The sequence below is a fragment of the Deinococcus hopiensis KR-140 genome (assembly GCF_900176165.1).
In the GTDB taxonomy this organism is placed as follows: Bacteria; Deinococcota; Deinococci; order Deinococcales; family Deinococcaceae; genus Deinococcus; species Deinococcus hopiensis.
In genome coordinates, this window is the sequence record NZ_FWWU01000010.1 from 174,086 (window position 1) to 189,500 (window position 15,415).

Sequence of the window (15,415 nt, forward strand, 5' to 3'; positions counted from 1 at the left end):
GACGCCTGGCTCACCGCACACCAGGGGTATACCGCGCGGCGCACCCCCTTGTCGCGCCACGCGGTGCCTCCGTCAACCGGAGGTCACCGGCGCGGGTGGTCCCGGCGGTGGCGCCGGTATCCGGGTTTCCCGGACGTCAGCGAAATCTCTGACCAGGTGGGCGGTGGTGCTGGGGCAAACGGGACGCGGCCACCAGCCCCCGCACCCTGAAGGCCTACAAGTGGGTCACGGCGAAATTGCTGGGGTACAGCTCTATACAGACTGTAAATCTGCTGCTCGCCAGCACAGGGACAGCGTCCGTTTTCGACGCACGGTCAAAACTGCGGACCGGACAAGGATGCCGGCGAGTCCATTGTAAACCGAGGGGCCCACCCAGGCGGAGCGGGCGGGAAAAACGGTGACCCAGCGGCGCGCAATTGCCGGAGCGGATGGTCCCGCAAAGCACATGAGGGACAACACTGCGGCGTGGGATAAGCGGTCTCCCCCCAGTGACGCTGAAGTTCACCAGTTGCCTGGGGAGCCGCCGAGCCTCGGATGCGCGCCCTCGTCCTGCTGTGCGCGCACAGGCGACGTCGCATCAGCGCAGCGTTGGCGGGGATGAAGTGAGCTTGGAAACGAGGGACTCGCTCGTCAAGTACGGCAAAGGTGGCAAACAGAGAAGGGGCGTGTTCGGAGAAACCCTCAGCACCGCTGCTCATTGTAAAGAAAGGAGGGCTGGCGATGGGGAGCAGTTCCCCAGCCGCAGTCGAACGCTTGCAACGGCTCTGTACCCCGGCAAACCTTTCCTATAAAGGTCCATCACGCCCTTCGGCGCACTGCAGGCACCCGTTTGATGCGGGAAGGGGCCTCCCTCAACAATGTCTCGGGACGTCTTGGGCACCTCGCTCTGAAAACTGCGCACATCTACGCCAAGTGGAGTGACGATGGGCCGCGCTGTAAATTGGCAGGATGGTAAAGTTCCTTTGCCAACACCCTGTGACCTCACGTTCCTACGCTATCCTACTTGACCCAGCACACGGCCGAAGCGGGCGTAGGAGCACCACCCATGAGCAAAAAGCGAGACATTCCAAAGTACGAGCAAATCCACCCACCGCACCTCGCCACCGCTGCGACCCTCGGAGCGCAAGGCCTTAAGCCGGCCCCAGATCAACTTCCCGCTGCCCTCTTCCTGCACAAAAGTGTTGAACGCGAAAGCCTCTCCGCCCTCTACGAACGCGCACAATGCGTTCCCATCCCCTGAACCTCACACGTTACACCCTTCCACTTTCAGCCCCACCGACTCGGCGCGGCCTCCACGCACGGCGCGTATGGGTGAGTAGCGCGGTTGTCTGTATGCTGTGACCAGCCAAAGGTCTCCAGCGCGTTCCTGCCGTACTCGCAAGAGGCCGGGGAGCGTCATTCGCACCTTACTTCTCACGCCCAGATGGAGATTTGATGTTCAACCCTTCCTGCCCTCTCTCGGTAGAGGAACACCTCCGTCAATTACAACGCGTCTACGGACCGATCGGTCCAGCGTTTGCGGCTGAAGAACTCGGCTGCAGCCTCAACGAGGCCGCCGAGCACCTGTACGGCACACGCGCCGAGCAGCACACCTGGGTCAGCCTGCCCGATATGGTCTGCTTGTGCGGGGCAAACAAGACCGAGCTGAAACGCTGGGTACAACAGGAGCAGATTGAGTGCAGGCGACGAACAGGCCAGGGAAAAGGGACGCCCATGATGATCCGACTGGTGGATGCCCAGCGGTACCTGGAGGCACATCCAGCGGGCGCTGCGCACCCTTTTGGAACGGTCCATGCGCTTTTCGAGTACCTGCCCCGGTTCACAGCGGGTGAGCGGCCCAACGCCACCCCGGCGTCAGAACCCAAAGCGAAGTCCGTGGACGTGGACTGGGCGTTGGCGAGGCAAGCCGCCTGGCCGATGACCGCCGAACGCCTCGCGGACGCCGTGTATGGAACGCGGTCTGCAGGTGAGCAGCACAAAGCCCGGCGGCTCTTACAGCGTTGGGAAACCCAGGGACGCGTCACCTGCTTTGCGAGGGGACTGTACGACCTCGTGCGCCCGGCCCTCCTGCTGAGTGCAGAGCGGTATGGGCGCCGGGCCCTGCCTCAGGGGGACCTGCAGAAGCTGCGGGCACATCATCCCGAGATTGCGCACTGGCCAAACGGCTCCTTGGCAGCGGCGTGGCGAGCGTACAGCCGGGTGTTCGGAAGCGGCGTGCTGCCGGTCTTCGAGCGCCGGGAGCCGTCGTGGCTGGAGTATCTGCTGATCCGCCAGCTGCATCCTGATGTTCAGGTCCTGAGGGTGGACGCGGCGTATGAGGCGCTCTGCCGGGAAGTCGCCCTGTACCGCCTCCTCCCGGCGCCTGTACCGCGTCCTGCACCGACCAAGCCCATCGAGGTGACGGTGGAGAACATTGAGGCGGGACTGGTGGATTTCAAAGCGCTGGCGGAGGCGACGCGCCGCAAGTTACAGAGAAATTTCGGCGCAGCCACGTCTGCCGGTTCGTCCCACGCAGGACCTGCCCAGCGGCTGGTCACCCGTCCACGATGAACACGTGGATTTCCCGGGCGTTTCCAGCATCGTCTCCGCCTCTGAACCGGTTTCCGGATCCTCCGCTCCGGCAATTCCACGCCTCTATGTCACCGTTTTTCCCGCTCGCCCTGCTGCGCAGCGTTGCACCTCCGCTCGGGTTCATCCGTTATTTCATTACGGATGAACCGAAATCCTTATGCCAGAGCTCTCCCAAGGAGTCTGAAGCGGAAATGGACATCTCAACGGCAACCAAAGCGGTCGTCCCCTGAACCGCAGCATTGTGTGCCGCCGCGGTATACGTCAGTGGTTGATCCTTTTGCAAAACGGCAGGGAGGGTTAAAGCGGACGAAGCCGAGCTGTCCTTACTCTCCGCCAAAACCTAAGAATGAGGACCGCAAACTATGAGTTGTGGGAGACCAGGAGGATCAAAGGCCCACGCCGTCAACCGCACCTGACTTTTACCCTGGAGGGAGCCAGATGCGTATGCCCACGTATTGGTACTCCGTTGAGTCTGTAACTGCTGGCGAAGAACACGGGGGATTCCCACTCTTTGCGTACCGCGCTGACCCCAGAAACACGGGCGCCATCCATCAGGTTCCCGCCAGTCAACGGAGTACCAGTATCCACCGAGTCATCGACGCAAAACGCAGCGGTGGAGGGCAAGTGGACGCGACGCCCTGGAAAGTTGGCTGTTGAGCAACGTCGCCATTTGATGAGCCAGCGGAAGACTTCGCTGTTCTTGTAGGCCGTGTCCCACTCGGCCTGATGGTCACCGTATTCCACCTCGGTGTACCTCAGCAGGCGGGTCTGTCCACCAGCACGAAAGATGGCGTCAACCATATTGCGGGTGTACTCCACTTTGGTTGTACGGTCGTCCGGGGCGTGGAATGCCCAAATGGCGAGGTTCCTGAGGCGCCCCCCATGCGCTGGGCTGCCGGAGCCGCTGATTGGTACGGCGGCCGCGAACAGATCTGGCTATTTCGTGATTGCGTTCCATACCCCTTTCCAGCCCCGTGAGAGTCCAACGAGATACACCCGGTCCGGATCAATGTCTGGATGAACCTGTAGGAGCTGGGAGAGCAACGCGATCAGGGCCGTCATAGATACCGTTTCAGGGGTGGTATCCAGGTTGTACTCCGGAATACCGGTACTGACCCAGTGGATCTCCACGGGAGTCTGTGGGGCCAGTACGTACGCCGCTTGCAACTGCTGGTTTTCGGGAAGGGTGAAGTGCTGCGGACCGTACCGGGTTCCCTGGAGCATCTGTTTTCGTTGTCGGTGCCCGCTTCGCCTGAGCCGTGGAGGTGAATCATGAGCGGCAGTTTGCTGGTTGTCGGCGCTGTGGTCGGGGTATACAGCCGGTACGGGAGGGTAGGCTGATCAAGAGGCCCTGGGATCTCAAGGAGTACATTACCTGGTGAATCCACCAGCCTCAGACATACTCATTACCCTGCCCGTATCGGTGGTTGTCGGGGAAACCTCCTTGAGTCCACAGGAAAGACATTCGAGATCGTAAAAGACCCCTGCTCCTTCTGGCAAGAACCTCTCCGGAAGATGCTGTTCTCCCATAAGCCAATGAGGACGCAAGGGCATCAAAATCGGGTCGTGGGAGGTACCGGACAGGCTGCGTCTGATCCCCGTGCTGGTGATCAACACACCCAGGAAAAAGAGCGGGCGTCCCAGACCGGACGCCCGCTCGGTCTTCAGCGGCCTCATCCCCTGGCCTGAACCCGGCAGTCCGTGGAGTCAGCTCCCCCGCAGAAACAGCCCGAAATCCACGGTCTATGGGCGGTTGTGCGCCTGGGGAGAAGTTTCCGCGCGGCGTGGGCCACCGTCCTCGAAGAGGACGACCCGGAGTTGGGCACCGATTGGGAATGGGGCAAGCCGCCGACGGGCGCATGGTCAAAGCCCCAGTGGGGAAAAGGGGGTCTAGAGCATTTGTCCGAATTGGGCCGCGCGTGGAAGGGCATTCCTCACGGCACCATTCTCCTCCATGCGCATTCAAGTTCGCCCTGCTCGGTCAAAAAGAAGTCCTCCTTTTGGCAAACGCCCTAAGCCGCAAGGTCAAGATTCTCATTAGACCGAACCGCCTGCCCGTACTGGGCGACCAGGCTTTAAAGTATTTATCTGAATTCCGCCGCGAGTGGAAGGGCGCCCCTCACGGTTCCATTCTCCCCGATGATCGTTCACTTTCACTCGCCCTGCTCGGTCAAAAAGGGAACTTCTTTTTGACAAATGCTGTAGGGCGTCCCGGAGCACGAACCGCTGTGTCGGCTGAGCGGCGTGATCAGTCAGCGGCCGTTTCCGCGATGGGCGCCGCGAGGCGCACGGTCACGGGGACGCCGTTCACGGCGGCGTTGCCGGTGAGGACATCAAGGCGCGTCTCGTCGGTGAGGTCGTTGACGCTCGCGCCTGCCCGTTGGCGTGCCACCCGGAGCCTCACGCCGGAGCGGCCGTGGCCGTAGCCGTGGGGGAGGCTGACGACGCCCGGCATGACGTTTGGCGTGACCTGTACGGGCACGGTAATTCGCCCGACGCGCGACTCGACCTCCACGCGGTCGCCGTCCTTCGCGCCGATGCGGGCGGCGTCATCGGGGTGAACGTGCAGGGTGCAGCGGTCCGGGCCGCGCGCGAGGCGCGGGGCGTTGTGCATCCACGAGTTGTTGTCACGCAGGCCGCGCCGCCCGATAAGGACGAAGCCGCCGGGCTCCTCCCCAAGGGCGGCGCGCAGGCGCGGCAGGTCGGAGAGGAAAAAGGCGGGCGCGAGGTCAGCGCGGCCATTCGCGGTAAGGAGACGTTCGGGCAGGCGGGGCGCCATCGGGCCAAAGTCGAGCCCGTGCGGCGCGGCGCGTACGTCGTCGAGGCTTACGCGGCGCGGGCCGTGCCGCAGTCCGAGGTCGAGGCGCGCGGCGGGCGTGGAGTGCCTCTTCTCGCCCGGCTCCCCGGCCAGTCGGGCGCGTAGGCCCTCGAAGATCTGCCAGTCATGCCGCTGGTGCGCGGCGGCCGCGAAGACGGGGGCGTTGAGGCGCGCGGTGTCGCGCACGGCGAAGTGGTGGAAGATCACGTCGTAGTGCTCGGTCTCCAGACCGGTTGTAGGCGGCAGGATGACGTGCGCGTGCCGGGTCGTCTCGTTGACGTAGATGTCGACCGACACCATGAAATCGAGCCCGGCGAGCGCCGCGTTGAGGCGCACGCCGTTCGGGGTGGACAGTACGGGGTTGCCGCAACTCGTCACAAGCGCGCGGATCTGCCCTTCTCCGGGCGTCTCCATCTCCTCGGCGAGCGCCGCGGTGGGCAGTTCGCCGTCAAACTCGGGGAGGCCGCGCACGCGGCTCGCGAAGCGGCCGAAGGGCACCTCGCCTTTCTTGGCGCGCGTGAGGAGATCGAAGGCGGGCAGGGGGAACATCATGCCGCCCTCGCGGTCGAGGTTGCCGGTCGCGGCGTTCAGGGCGTTGAGGAGCCACTGGCACAGCCCGCCAAAGGCCTGGGTACTCAGGCCCATCCGGCCGTAGGCGACGGCGCGCTCGGCGCGGGCAAATCCGCGGGCGATTTCACGCGTGACCTCGGCGGGGACGCCGGTCGTGGCGGCGGTCACCTCAGGGGAGAAGTCGGCGCTCGCGGCGCGCAGGGCGCCGAGGCCGTCGGCAAACCCGGCGACGCGTCCCGGGCGCGCGAGACCCTCCTCGAAGACAGTGTGCAGCACCCCGAGAAGGAAGAAGGCGTCGGTCCCGGGGCGGATGAAGAGGTGGTCGGCGAGGTCGGCCGTCTCGGTGCGGCGCGGGTCGAGCAGCACAACGCGCCCGCCGCGCGCCCGAATCGCCTTGAGACGCCCACGCATGCCAGGCGCGGTGAGGATGCTGCCATTGGAGGCGAGCGGGTTTGCGCCGAGCATCAGGAGGTAGTCGGTGCGGTCCACATCCGGAATCGGCATCAGGAGGGGGTGCCCGAACATGAACAGGGCGGCGAGGTGGTGCGGAAGCTGGTCCACGCTCGTCGCGGAGAAGCGGTTGCGCGTCCCGAGGGCGCGCCACACGCCGCCCGCACTGAGGAGCGTACCGGAATTGTGAACGCTTGGGTTGCCCTGGTAGACGGCGACAGCGTCGCGGCCGTGCTGTTCTTGCACCTCGCGCAGGCGAGCGGCGACGAGGTTGAGGGCCTCTTCCCACTCCATCTCGACCCAGGCGTCGCCCTCGCGGCGCACGGGCTTCGTAAGGCGGTCCGGGTCGGCGTGCAGGTCCGCGAGGGCGCTGCCCTTCGGGCAGAGGTGGCCGCGCGAGAGCGGGTCGTGCTCATCGCCGCGGATGTCGGTGACGCGCCCGTCCTCAACGGTAATCTTCAGGCCGCAGATGGCCTCGCACAGGTTGCAGGCGCGGTAATGGATGGTCGGTCCGGATGGGGCGGTCATGTCGGCCTCCTGATGGGGGAACGTCTCCACAATACGTCGCTGGTCAGCGGGAGTGCGGGACGTGCCCTTCGGAGGAGGCCGCGGCCTTGTGCCCCCCGCAGGTTCTCGGCGCGTTCGGCGACGTCGAACCGGGCAGCGTGCTGCATCCCGACGTGGTCAAGGAGGCGGGGAGCCCCGGGCAGCACCGCGGCCGCGCGGCCGTACCGGAGGTCGGTCGGGGTGCTGCCGGTATGTCCGGCGGCGAAGTGAACGGACCGGATCAGCGGCGCGCGGACGGCATCGTACATGGGTACTCCGGGAGCGAAACTTGAATTTGAACTCGGTTTAAGCTTACATCGGTTCGGGGAGCCCCATACGGTTTTGAGCTGAGGTCTTCCGGGGGCACCCTGAAGAGTGCCCCCGGAAGACCGTTCGGCACCATACCTGACGGGCGCGGCGCTCGGTGAGCGCGATCAGCGCGCGTGCCCCGTGGGTTGAAAGGGTCTCAGCTGGGCGCAAGCAGGAAAATGCCCTCCCTTTCCCTTCTGAATAGGGGGGTTAACAGTCGATTCTCTCTCTTATCGTTTCTGTTGTATGGCTCCAGTTCCTGCGACAACTTCAGAGCGGTTGCGCACCGGTGAGGCGGCCCGCTACTGAACATGTCTCTGGTCGGCGTGCGCCTCGCCGCCGACCAGGGACGCCTTCCGTGTTTCATTACCCCCTCTGGCCAGCGGATCTTCCGGCCTGCCGATCTCGATGCCCACCTCGGGATGCCCCCACCCAGGACGCTCCGAAACCACGGGTTGAAGCGCTGTACTGCCGCACCTCCGGCAGTGAAGATCAGGCCAGCAGGCTGGTCCATCAGCAACAGACCCTCCGGGCTTCGTCCACCGGCCCCCTCCCGCGGGTCTACACCGATCAGGCCAGTGGGCTCAACAAACGCCGCAAGGGTCTGAATGCCTTTCTGAGTGACGCTGCTGAAGGGAAGTTCGCTGTGGTTGGCGTGACGCACCAAGACCGTCTGGCCCGCTTCAGGGTGCGGTCTCTGGAACGCTGCCTGGCCTTATCCGGCGTCACTGTGGAAATGCTCAATGACAAAGGTGACGTCACGCTGCACGAGGAGCTGGTGCCAGACTTCACGTCGCTGCTCGCGCCGTTCGCTGGACGCTTCTATCGCCTGAGCTCGCAGGTGAATCAACGCAAAACGCACCTCAACACCACACAGGCGCCTCCTGAGGACGACAACGGCACTGAAGTGCCGCTGGCGATGTTCGAGAAACGTTGGGAGTTTTTCCTGGACATGCAGGAGGTGAGCAACCTCACCTCCCCGTCATGGTGGAATGCTGAGCATCTGGACGCCCTCCTTGGACTGCACGGCTGCGCTGACGATCAAGCAGACGAGGCGCTCAAGGCCAAACACCAGACCCCCGAAGTCCAGCTCCCACACCTGTCCCGTAAACGCACCCAGATGAACCTGGACCTGGCCCGGCACACCGCGAACCACCTCGTCGACGTGGCCCGGCGCACCGGGGCTTCCCTGCTGGCCTTCAAGGATTTACGTGATCTGGATACTCGGGGTCGAGCTGCCTTTCAGAACAACCGCAGCGCCCAGTCAGGTCCACACCTGCTGCGCAACAGCTGGCCGCCTGGTCTGGCACCGAGGTGGTGCAAGTTCCGCACAGGGGCACGTCCGCCCGCTGCGCCGGGTGGGGTGCTGCCTTGGAAGGACCCGAGGGGTACCGCTCCGCCGCCTGTCCAGGGTGTGGATTGAGCGGTGGACGCGACGTCATGGCGGTGGTGAATATCGCCAGGAGGGCCTTGCTCGGCAAAGCCGCCATCTCCCACCCGAAGGACCGGCCCAAACGGATCCGTACGGTGTTGCACGAACCGGTGGAGCTCTTTGCGAGCCTGCCCGTCCCGACGGGGCACATCCGCCGCATGTCAGACACACGGACCGCCACCCTACCGGAACGGCGCTTACAGGTGCCGAAAGGCGGGTTGACCCGCGAGATGCGGACGGCCGCAAGCCCAGTCGAACCCTTTCCCTGCGAGGCTGTCGACGTGGAGCATGGTAGGGCGCACCCTTTTGCGGGTGCACTGCAGCCATGTGGTGAAGGCGACCGTTTCTCTCGTGCCCCGTCTAGACGGCCTGAGGAGACACTATTGGCTTTTCTTCGGCGCTGGAACGTGGCCAGTGCGGGGCTGAGATACCTCGGCTCGGGTCGAGTTGCAGCTTCGGCTGGCGTTTTGCGGAGGGCCCTGGATACGGTGAAGAAGCCCTTGAGCCAGAAGATGAACGCCAAAGCGCCAGGCGTCGTCCTCTGTTCTTCCCAATGCAAAGCCGTGGAGGTAGTCGACGAGAACATGTCCCGCCTTTCGTTGGTCTTCCTGTTCGAGATGCAGCGGTTGGACGACTTGAGCGAACAACGCGTCGAAGTGCAGCTCGGCAGGTCCTGCAGGTAAACGTCCTGACGCGATCTCGAGCGTGAGACCAGGGAATCGGCGCACAACGCCCAGGTACAGCTCAGAAAGCGCCTGGAGGTACACAGACAAGTTCTCCGGGGGACCGAAGGGGGAGTCGCTCTCCTCCAAGGGGGCAAAGGCCGCCGAGACTGCCGCACCGAGCAAAGCCTGTTTTGTGGGGAAGTGGTGGTAGACCGCCATGACGTCTGTGTTGAGCGCTCGGGCCACGGCGCGCATAGAGAACGTGGACCGGTCGGCTTCCAGCAGAACAAGGGCCGCGTCAATGATGGCGCGCTCCGTCAGTCCTTGACCTCGCCTTGGACGGCCGCGTCCCCGCTTTGCTGGTGGGTGCGTCATGCCTTTCATTGTGCCTGCCTGTTGTGTAATATTTCTACGGTGCAGAATTAAGGAGGACTGGATGACCCTACCCCGCGTCACGGTATTTCTCGGTCTCAGCCTCGATGGCTACCTTGCCCGTGAGGATCACACCCTCGATTGGCTCAGTCTCGTACAGACAGATCCTCCTGAGGACACGGGCTATACCACCCTCATGTCATCCATTGACGTCCTCGTGATGGGCCGTCAAACATACGACGTTGCCCTCACATTCCCTAGCTGGCCCTTCGTTGGAAAGCGGGTCGTGGTCCTTACGCACCGGAGGCTCGAACCGGAACACGGTGAGGAAGCATTTGAAGGCCCACTGGAATACCTGATTGAACGACTTGGACGAGAGGGACATCAGCACGTCTACCTCGACGGCGGAAACGTTGTTCGTCAAGGACTGCAAAGGGGACTCGTCAGCGACCTGACGCTTTCGTGGGTTCCGGTCATCCTGGGTTCTGGAATCGCCCTGTTTGACCGCGGACTCCCTGAACAACGCTGGACTTTAACGAACAGCCGTGTCTTTCCAAGTGGTCTGTTTCAGGCAACTTACCGGGCATGGGGGCGTTGACCACCGTCCTTTCAGGTGAGGAAGTGAGGAGACCCACGCACTTTGCCAACACTCGTTCTGCAAAAGCACTCGCCAGGACGGGCCCGGCACGTGGGCAAAGGTCAACCGCCCAAAGCAACAGCCCAGTCGCCTCTCCCTCAAACGACGGGAGAAACGCTATGAACAGGTGCGGGGAAGGATTCGGGTTGATCAGGGATTTCATCCCTGATCAACCCGAGCGGAGCGAGCAGAAAAAACGGTGACACAGAGGCGGTGGAATCACCGGAGCGGACTTGCAAAGCTCCGCAGCAGAGGGGACATAACGGATGATCCGGAAAGCGTATGAGGCCTGGTCTTCAACGCGAGCGGTGTCTGGGTGCTCGAGCTTTGTCGCCGCGCGTGACGCCCCCACTGCCGAGCAGTTGCGGTCTTCATCTGTATGTGGTCAGTTCACCGGGTTGGGAGAGTCTCCCTGCTGCAACACCTGCACCGCGTCCCCCACTGCGAAGCGCCCGAGCTGCTGGTGTTCCAAATGCTGTCCAAACGGAATCGCTTTCCCCCTCTGCCGGTAGGAAGCGAGGGCCTTCAACACTGTCCCGGATCTCTTTCCCTGTTCACCGACGTTGACGACGCTGCACCGTGCGCAACTTTCCACGACCTTGAAGTCAATGTCCCCGATACGTATCCGCTGCCAGTAATCCTCCGCATACGCTGCGCTTCCCCGCACGACGATGTTTGGGCGGAAGCGCCAAGCTTCCACCGGCTGTGCCAGACGGGTATTCAGGTCGTCCAGTGACGCTTCGCCAATCAGATGGACCGGATTGCCGTCCGAGAGGTTCAGGAGGACCCCGTTCATCGGTGGCCCCCGGTGGCGGTGGGATGTGTCCGGTTGATAGACCAGGGTGCAGGGCCGTTGCAAGAAGGTAGAGAACCAGGTGCTTGCCCAGGGTGACGCCAGAACCACAGAGACGGGGCGCTTCCACATGGTGGCCTGAACAGGTGGGCCGTCAGGATCAAGGTCCACCGTAAGTTGAGGCATGCCCGGTGCAGAGAAGGTCAATTCGGAGGGGTGAAGGGCTGGCGTGACGAGACGTAGAGTTGGGGATTCACGCTGGGTGAGGGCTTCGCCGTCAGCATCGATGAGCATCCAACGCCGGTCGAGGCTGAGGCCCCGGTCCGTCAGGGCAACGGTGGACAGGGCAATTCCAGCAGCGGACTTGAGGGGATAGATCCACAGGCTGCTGACGTGGATTTCAGGCGGGGGAGAAGCGTCTGAACGGGACACGGGACGGACAGTCTAGGGGAAGTCTCGCAACTGCGGGCCCCTCCTCCCACCCAGCAGCGGGGCCCGGGGAGCAGGAGGCGTAGGGGCTGACTCGCTTTTAAGATGATCTTTTAAAAAAGAAAAAGAATCATCACTTCATCATTGTCCCCCGAATTTAGAGACCACTTCGCGTCCAGGACATAGTTTTTCTATTCTAGAGGTCCTTATTTCCCCCAAACTTGACGAAGATTTCCCCCAAACTTGACGAAGAGAATCGGGGGTTTCCCCCAAACTTGACGGGCGTTTCCCCCAAACTTGACGAACCTTGTTCCGACTTCCCCCAAACTTGACGAACAGGTACCAGAGGCTTGCTGGAACCCCTCCTGGCGCCGCAAAAGTGGCCTTCCCCCAAACTTGACGAAGACTTCCCCCAAACTTGACGAAGACTTCCCCCAAACTTGACGAAGCGTTCCCCCAAACTTGACGAACCTAATCCGACAAGAGCGCTTGCAGCGCGATGACCTTATCTCCTGGGGGCTGGTGAATCCCTTTGGTGAGCAGCCTGATCACTTCGGTCACCTCCAGGCGACCGGTCAGTACAGCGGTACGCAAGCGGTCACGGTCCAACACCGAAAGCAGGGGGGTGACCTTGGCAAAGGTCAGCATGGTCTCCAGGCGTGTGAGCTGGCGCTCAGGCGAAAGCTCCTGAAGCTCCTGAAGCTGCCGCGCCTCAATCTCTGCCGTCTCCGTTTCCGTGATGGACTGCACAGCCACTGTCTTTTTGGCTTCGGCATCCGCCGGCAAGGGCAACACTTCGGCGTACCGTTCTGGATGAACCAGCATGTCGCGCAGGAGAGCGCCGGCGTTCTGCTTGCGCCCCGGATAGGCGTCAAATCGCCGGATGGCGAGGTGCACAGGAGCTGGGTCCAGATGTTCTGTCAGGTATTTGCCGGCCACAGCCGGGTACATGCCGCGTTTCGTGAGCGCGCGTAACAACTCTTCGTTGGGCAGGCGATCGGTTGGGGCAAATATGTACGTTAATTCCTGGACCTTGCCCCGACCGGTCACTTCTACGTCCAGCAGAATGCCCCGCTCGCGCAGTTCTTCATGGGCCGGCTGGAGGACGCGGCGGATCTTGTCCGGTTCAGTGCTGTAGATGCTCAACCGCTCGCCCCACTCCAGCAGGTTAATGGTGACCCGGTCCTGCGCAGATCCAGAGTCCCACCGTAAGGCGTCCAGAACCCGGTAGACCGCCCGAACGGGAGGGCTGCTCAGCTCTCGGTAGAGCGTGAGGTCCAGAGGCTTGACGTATCCCTCACGGATGCTCTGAGCGACCTCGTCCGGCAAGCGAATTTCCAGCACGCTGCTCGAGTCGTATTCGTCCTCGCGGGTCGCCGTGACCTTACCACAGGTAGTTAAACGTGGCGTCGACGTGCCGCTGCCGACCCTGGGCCCACCAACCCTGCGTAATCTGGTAACTCGTGCTCTGCAAGCGGCGCAGGCATTGCCGAACTTCGCGGTAGTAATGGGCGCTGGCGTGCAGGCCGGCGGCCAGGAGGAGGCGGTGCATGGAGACGCGGACGGTGCCGTCCTCCGGACAGCCGTCTTCGAGATAGAGATTGATGATGGCCACCATCACGTCGTTGTCCAGACCGTGAGGCACCACATGCCCTGTGAGGGCCGTACAGGTGACGGTAACGGTGCGGTCGCCACTCTGGTAGGTGCGGGTCCACCCCGTGTAACTGGCCGGGACGCGAGACTGGGCACTGATCAGGGATAAGCGCGCCACGTTGATCTCATCGTGCCCGTTGTGATTGTCGTCACTGAGGCGCAAGGGCAAGGGCACATCCTTGCTCATTTTCACAGGGGTCACAGCCGCCTTTCGGGGGGGGCGGCTCATCTTGACCACCCTCTTGGAGCATGCACCAAACACAGGGCTCTCACAGGGCCCTTAGTGTACCGGGCGTGTCGTTCAGGGGGTCAGGTCTGCCGGGATGCATTTTGTAAAACACAGCGGCAACTCTTTATGTGGAGGCAGTCAATTGCTCCTGAAGGAAGGTCATCAGCTGGCCCACGGTCGGTGCGTCGAGGGCGAAGCGTGCGCCGGCCGTCTCGAAGAGTTCCGGGAGGGGCCGAGTGTTGCCGAGCGAGAGCGCCTGTTTGTACTGCTTCAGGGCCAGACCCGGGTCCTGTCGGGCGTTTTGCCAAATTTGTAGTGCGCCAATCCAAGCGAGCGAATACTCAATCAGGTACAAGGGGTAAGCAAAGATATGCACGAACTGCCACCCTTTGGCCCGCACATCCTCCAGCCCTTCCCAGTTCACGCCGGGGCTGAAGCGCTCGGAACACTCCAGCCACTTCGCGTCGATCTCAGCGGTGGTGACGTTCTCAGGCGCGTCGGCGTACAGCCACTGCTGAAAAGCGTCTCCCAATGCCTGGCCCGTGAACTGCCGCAGCACCGTCTCAATCTTGCCCTTCTTCGCCCGAGCGGCGTCTTCGGCGTCGTAATAGCCCGTGGGCCGCTCAAGCAGCGGCAGCGTCAGCAGCTCCATCGCCTGACTTCCCACTTCCGCGAACTCCATGGAAGCGAGTTGATTCCACACCAGGTCGTCCGGCGTTCCAGACGCCAGGAAGTGAAATGCATGACCGGCCTCGTGCATCAAGACCCGGACGTCCCCGTCTGTCCCCACAGCGCTCCAGTAGATGTACGGAGAACCCGTGCGCGGCAGGTAATTGCAGTACCCATACCCGGGTACCTTTCCTGAACGCGGCTCCAGATCCAGGAATCCACCTTCGCGCATCGCACTGAACTGCGCGCCCAGTTCAGGGTCGAGGGCGTGGAAGATCCGTTCTGCTCCGGTAATGTATTCGTCGGTACTTTGAAACGGCCGCAGTGGTGGGCGGCCCTGAGGGTCCACGGCGGTATCCCAGGGCCGGAGGACATCCACTCCCAGGTTGCGTCGCCGTTCATCGTGCAACTGCAACTGAAGCGGCACGACGTGCGCTTCCACGGCCTGGTGGAGTTCCTGAATTCCTTGCGGTGTGTAATCGAAGCGGTTCATGGCCTGCCAGGTAAAGTCCCGGTAATTCTCGAGGCCTGCGTTGTGGGCCACCTTCCGGCGCAGGTGCAGCAGTTTGAGGAACAGGGCATCGAGTTGCGGGGCCGCCTGAAGATTCGCCGTGGCAATGCCGCGCCAGGCCGCTTCCCGTACAGTCCGGTTCGGGTCCAGAAGGAGCCGTTGTGCTTCGGGAAGGGTCATCTCTTCGCCGTTGACGGTGGCGCGCTGGGCTCCGGTGATCTTGTTGAATTCGTTGGCGAGGATGGTGAGCTCATTGATCAGGGGGAGATTCTCCTCCCGGAACAGGGCGGCTTCGCAGCGAAGCCGCCGGAGCATCTGCACGTGGGGTCCTGTCGGCTGCCAGTGGGTGAACGCGAGCAGGCGGTCCCGGAGACGCTGCTCGGCCCGCATGGACTCGGGCTGGACCTCCTGGATGAAGCGGAGGAAGGCGTGTTCAGCATCGGTATCCGAAGGGTTGGCGTCCTTGGCCCATGTCAGCTGAGCCTGGACCTCCATGACGTCTTTTTCAAGATCGCTCCAGCGCTGCAGCCAGGCGGGGATGTCCTGCTCTTCGAGCGGCTCGGTCGCAAGGGCGTCGTAACGAGGGGCGAAACTCATCCAGGTGGGGGTCACGTGGGTCATAAATCTCCTCTGTGGACTCTGGCACGTTGGCCCATTCACGGCAACTCTTTAAAGCCCCAATAAGGATTGCGCTGAATTAGCCACCAAATAACGGATTCAACTGAGCGGAGTGAGCAGGAAAAACGGTGACACAGAGGCGT

The 15,415-nt window shown here is 62.7% G+C and carries 14 protein-coding genes and 1 pseudogene; 7 read left to right on the top strand and 8 right to left on the bottom strand.

The genetic code is table 11. From position 1 onward, the window contains the following. Positions 1-787 precede the first annotated feature (787 nt). The 3 genes from B9A95_RS37380 (at position 788) to B9A95_RS29470 (ending at position 2,550) form a co-directional block, all read left to right on the top strand. Entirely contained in the window at positions 788-955 is a 168-nt protein-coding gene (locus tag B9A95_RS37380) for a tyrosine-type recombinase/integrase (protein ID WP_425429986.1), read from the top strand. A 90-nt stretch (positions 956-1,045) separates the two neighbouring features. Beyond that, positions 1,046-1,240, top strand: a complete 195-nt coding sequence (locus B9A95_RS29465) for a hypothetical protein (protein WP_084051176.1) — start codon at positions 1,046-1,048, stop codon at positions 1,238-1,240. Positions 1,241-1,434: 194 nt separating this feature from the next. Then, positions 1,435-2,550, top strand: a complete 1,116-nt coding sequence (locus B9A95_RS29470; RefSeq protein ID WP_084051177.1) for a hypothetical protein — start codon at positions 1,435-1,437, stop codon at positions 2,548-2,550. Between the two features lie 957 nt (positions 2,551-3,507). Here the strand turns inward: B9A95_RS29470 and B9A95_RS29475 are convergent. Next, a complete protein-coding gene (locus B9A95_RS29475) occupies positions 3,508-3,795 on the bottom strand; it encodes a hypothetical protein (RefSeq protein ID WP_084051178.1) in 288 nt (95 codons plus the stop codon). Between the two features lie 382 nt (positions 3,796-4,177). On the opposite strand from B9A95_RS29475, the gene B9A95_RS37385 reads away from it, so the two are divergent. Then, positions 4,178-4,465: a transposase gene (locus B9A95_RS37385; RefSeq protein ID WP_425429987.1), complete on the top strand. Its 288-nt coding sequence runs from the start codon at positions 4,178-4,180 to the stop codon at positions 4,463-4,465. A gap of 354 nt (positions 4,466-4,819) precedes the next feature. Here the strand turns inward: B9A95_RS37385 and B9A95_RS29485 are convergent, their stop codons facing one another. Then, complete coding sequence (locus tag B9A95_RS29485) at positions 4,820-6,937, bottom strand: molybdopterin-dependent oxidoreductase (protein ID WP_084051180.1); 2,118 nt, start codon at positions 6,935-6,937, stop codon at positions 4,820-4,822. Further along, positions 6,934-7,224, bottom strand: a complete 291-nt coding sequence (locus B9A95_RS29490) for a hypothetical protein (protein WP_084051181.1) — start codon at positions 7,222-7,224, stop codon at positions 6,934-6,936. The genes B9A95_RS29485 and B9A95_RS29490 overlap by 4 nt, the downstream gene beginning before the upstream one ends. 398 nt (positions 7,225-7,622) lie before the next feature. Between B9A95_RS29490 and B9A95_RS34840 the strand changes: the two genes are divergently transcribed. Both B9A95_RS34840 and B9A95_RS37390 read left to right on the top strand, forming a co-directional pair. Beyond that, positions 7,623-8,687: a recombinase family protein gene (locus B9A95_RS34840; protein ID WP_212648417.1), complete on the top strand. Its 1,065-nt coding sequence runs from the start codon at positions 7,623-7,625 to the stop codon at positions 8,685-8,687. Beyond that, positions 8,582-9,379, top strand: a complete 798-nt coding sequence (locus B9A95_RS37390; RefSeq protein WP_425429988.1) for a hypothetical protein — start codon at positions 8,582-8,584, stop codon at positions 9,377-9,379. Before B9A95_RS34840 ends, B9A95_RS37390 begins: the two co-directional genes overlap by 106 nt. 165 nt (positions 9,380-9,544) lie before the next feature. On the opposite strand, the pseudogene B9A95_RS37395 reads toward B9A95_RS37390, so the two are convergent. Further along, positions 9,545-9,745: pseudogene (locus B9A95_RS37395) on the bottom strand (TetR family transcriptional regulator); the annotation flags it as partial. A gap of 52 nt (positions 9,746-9,797) precedes the next feature. Here B9A95_RS37395 and B9A95_RS29510 point away from each other — a divergent pair. Next, positions 9,798-10,331: a dihydrofolate reductase family protein gene (locus B9A95_RS29510; protein WP_084051183.1), complete on the top strand. Its 534-nt coding sequence runs from the start codon at positions 9,798-9,800 to the stop codon at positions 10,329-10,331. A 424-nt stretch (positions 10,332-10,755) separates the two neighbouring features. Here the strand turns inward: B9A95_RS29510 and B9A95_RS29515 are convergent, their stop codons facing one another. The 4 genes from B9A95_RS29515 to B9A95_RS29525 form a co-directional block, all read right to left on the bottom strand. Further along, positions 10,756-11,595, bottom strand: coding sequence for an MOSC domain-containing protein (locus B9A95_RS29515; RefSeq protein ID WP_212648419.1), 840 nt, complete (start codon positions 11,593-11,595; stop codon positions 10,756-10,758). Between the two features lie 468 nt (positions 11,596-12,063). Further along, a complete protein-coding gene (locus tag B9A95_RS35895) occupies positions 12,064-12,936 on the bottom strand; it encodes a hypothetical protein (RefSeq protein ID WP_245808578.1) in 873 nt (290 codons plus the stop codon). Between the two features lie 40 nt (positions 12,937-12,976). Next, positions 12,977-13,447 carry a replication initiator protein A gene (locus tag B9A95_RS35900; RefSeq protein WP_245808579.1) on the bottom strand — a complete coding sequence of 157 codons (471 nt, stop codon included), beginning with the start codon at positions 13,445-13,447 and terminating at the stop codon, positions 12,977-12,979. A 151-nt stretch (positions 13,448-13,598) separates the two neighbouring features. Beyond that, complete coding sequence (locus tag B9A95_RS29525) at positions 13,599-15,275, bottom strand: M3 family oligoendopeptidase (protein WP_084051184.1); 1,677 nt, start codon at positions 15,273-15,275, stop codon at positions 13,599-13,601. Positions 15,276-15,415: the final 140 nt, after the last annotated feature.

What these genes read in the sequence shown, in the direction of transcription:
- B9A95_RS29465 (WP_084051176.1), top strand. Translation starts at nt 1,046, where the DNA reads ATGAGCAAAAAGCGAGACATTCCAAAGTACGAGCAAATCCACCCACCG.
- B9A95_RS29470 (WP_084051177.1), top strand. Translation starts at nt 1,435, where the DNA reads ATGTTCAACCCTTCCTGCCCTCTCTCGGTAGAGGAACACCTCCGTCAA.
- B9A95_RS29475 (WP_084051178.1), bottom strand. Translation starts at nt 3,795, where the DNA reads ATGCTCCAGGGAACCCGGTACGGTCCGCAGCACTTCACCCTTCCCGAA.
- B9A95_RS29485 (WP_084051180.1), bottom strand. Translation starts at nt 6,937, where the DNA reads ATGACCGCCCCATCCGGACCGACCATCCATTACCGCGCCTGCAACCTG.
- B9A95_RS29490 (WP_084051181.1), bottom strand. Translation starts at nt 7,224, where the DNA reads ATGTACGATGCCGTCCGCGCGCCGCTGATCCGGTCCGTTCACTTCGCC.
- B9A95_RS29510 (WP_084051183.1), top strand. Translation starts at nt 9,798, where the DNA reads ATGACCCTACCCCGCGTCACGGTATTTCTCGGTCTCAGCCTCGATGGC.
- B9A95_RS29525 (WP_084051184.1), bottom strand. Translation starts at nt 15,275, where the DNA reads ATGACCCACGTGACCCCCACCTGGATGAGTTTCGCCCCTCGTTACGAC.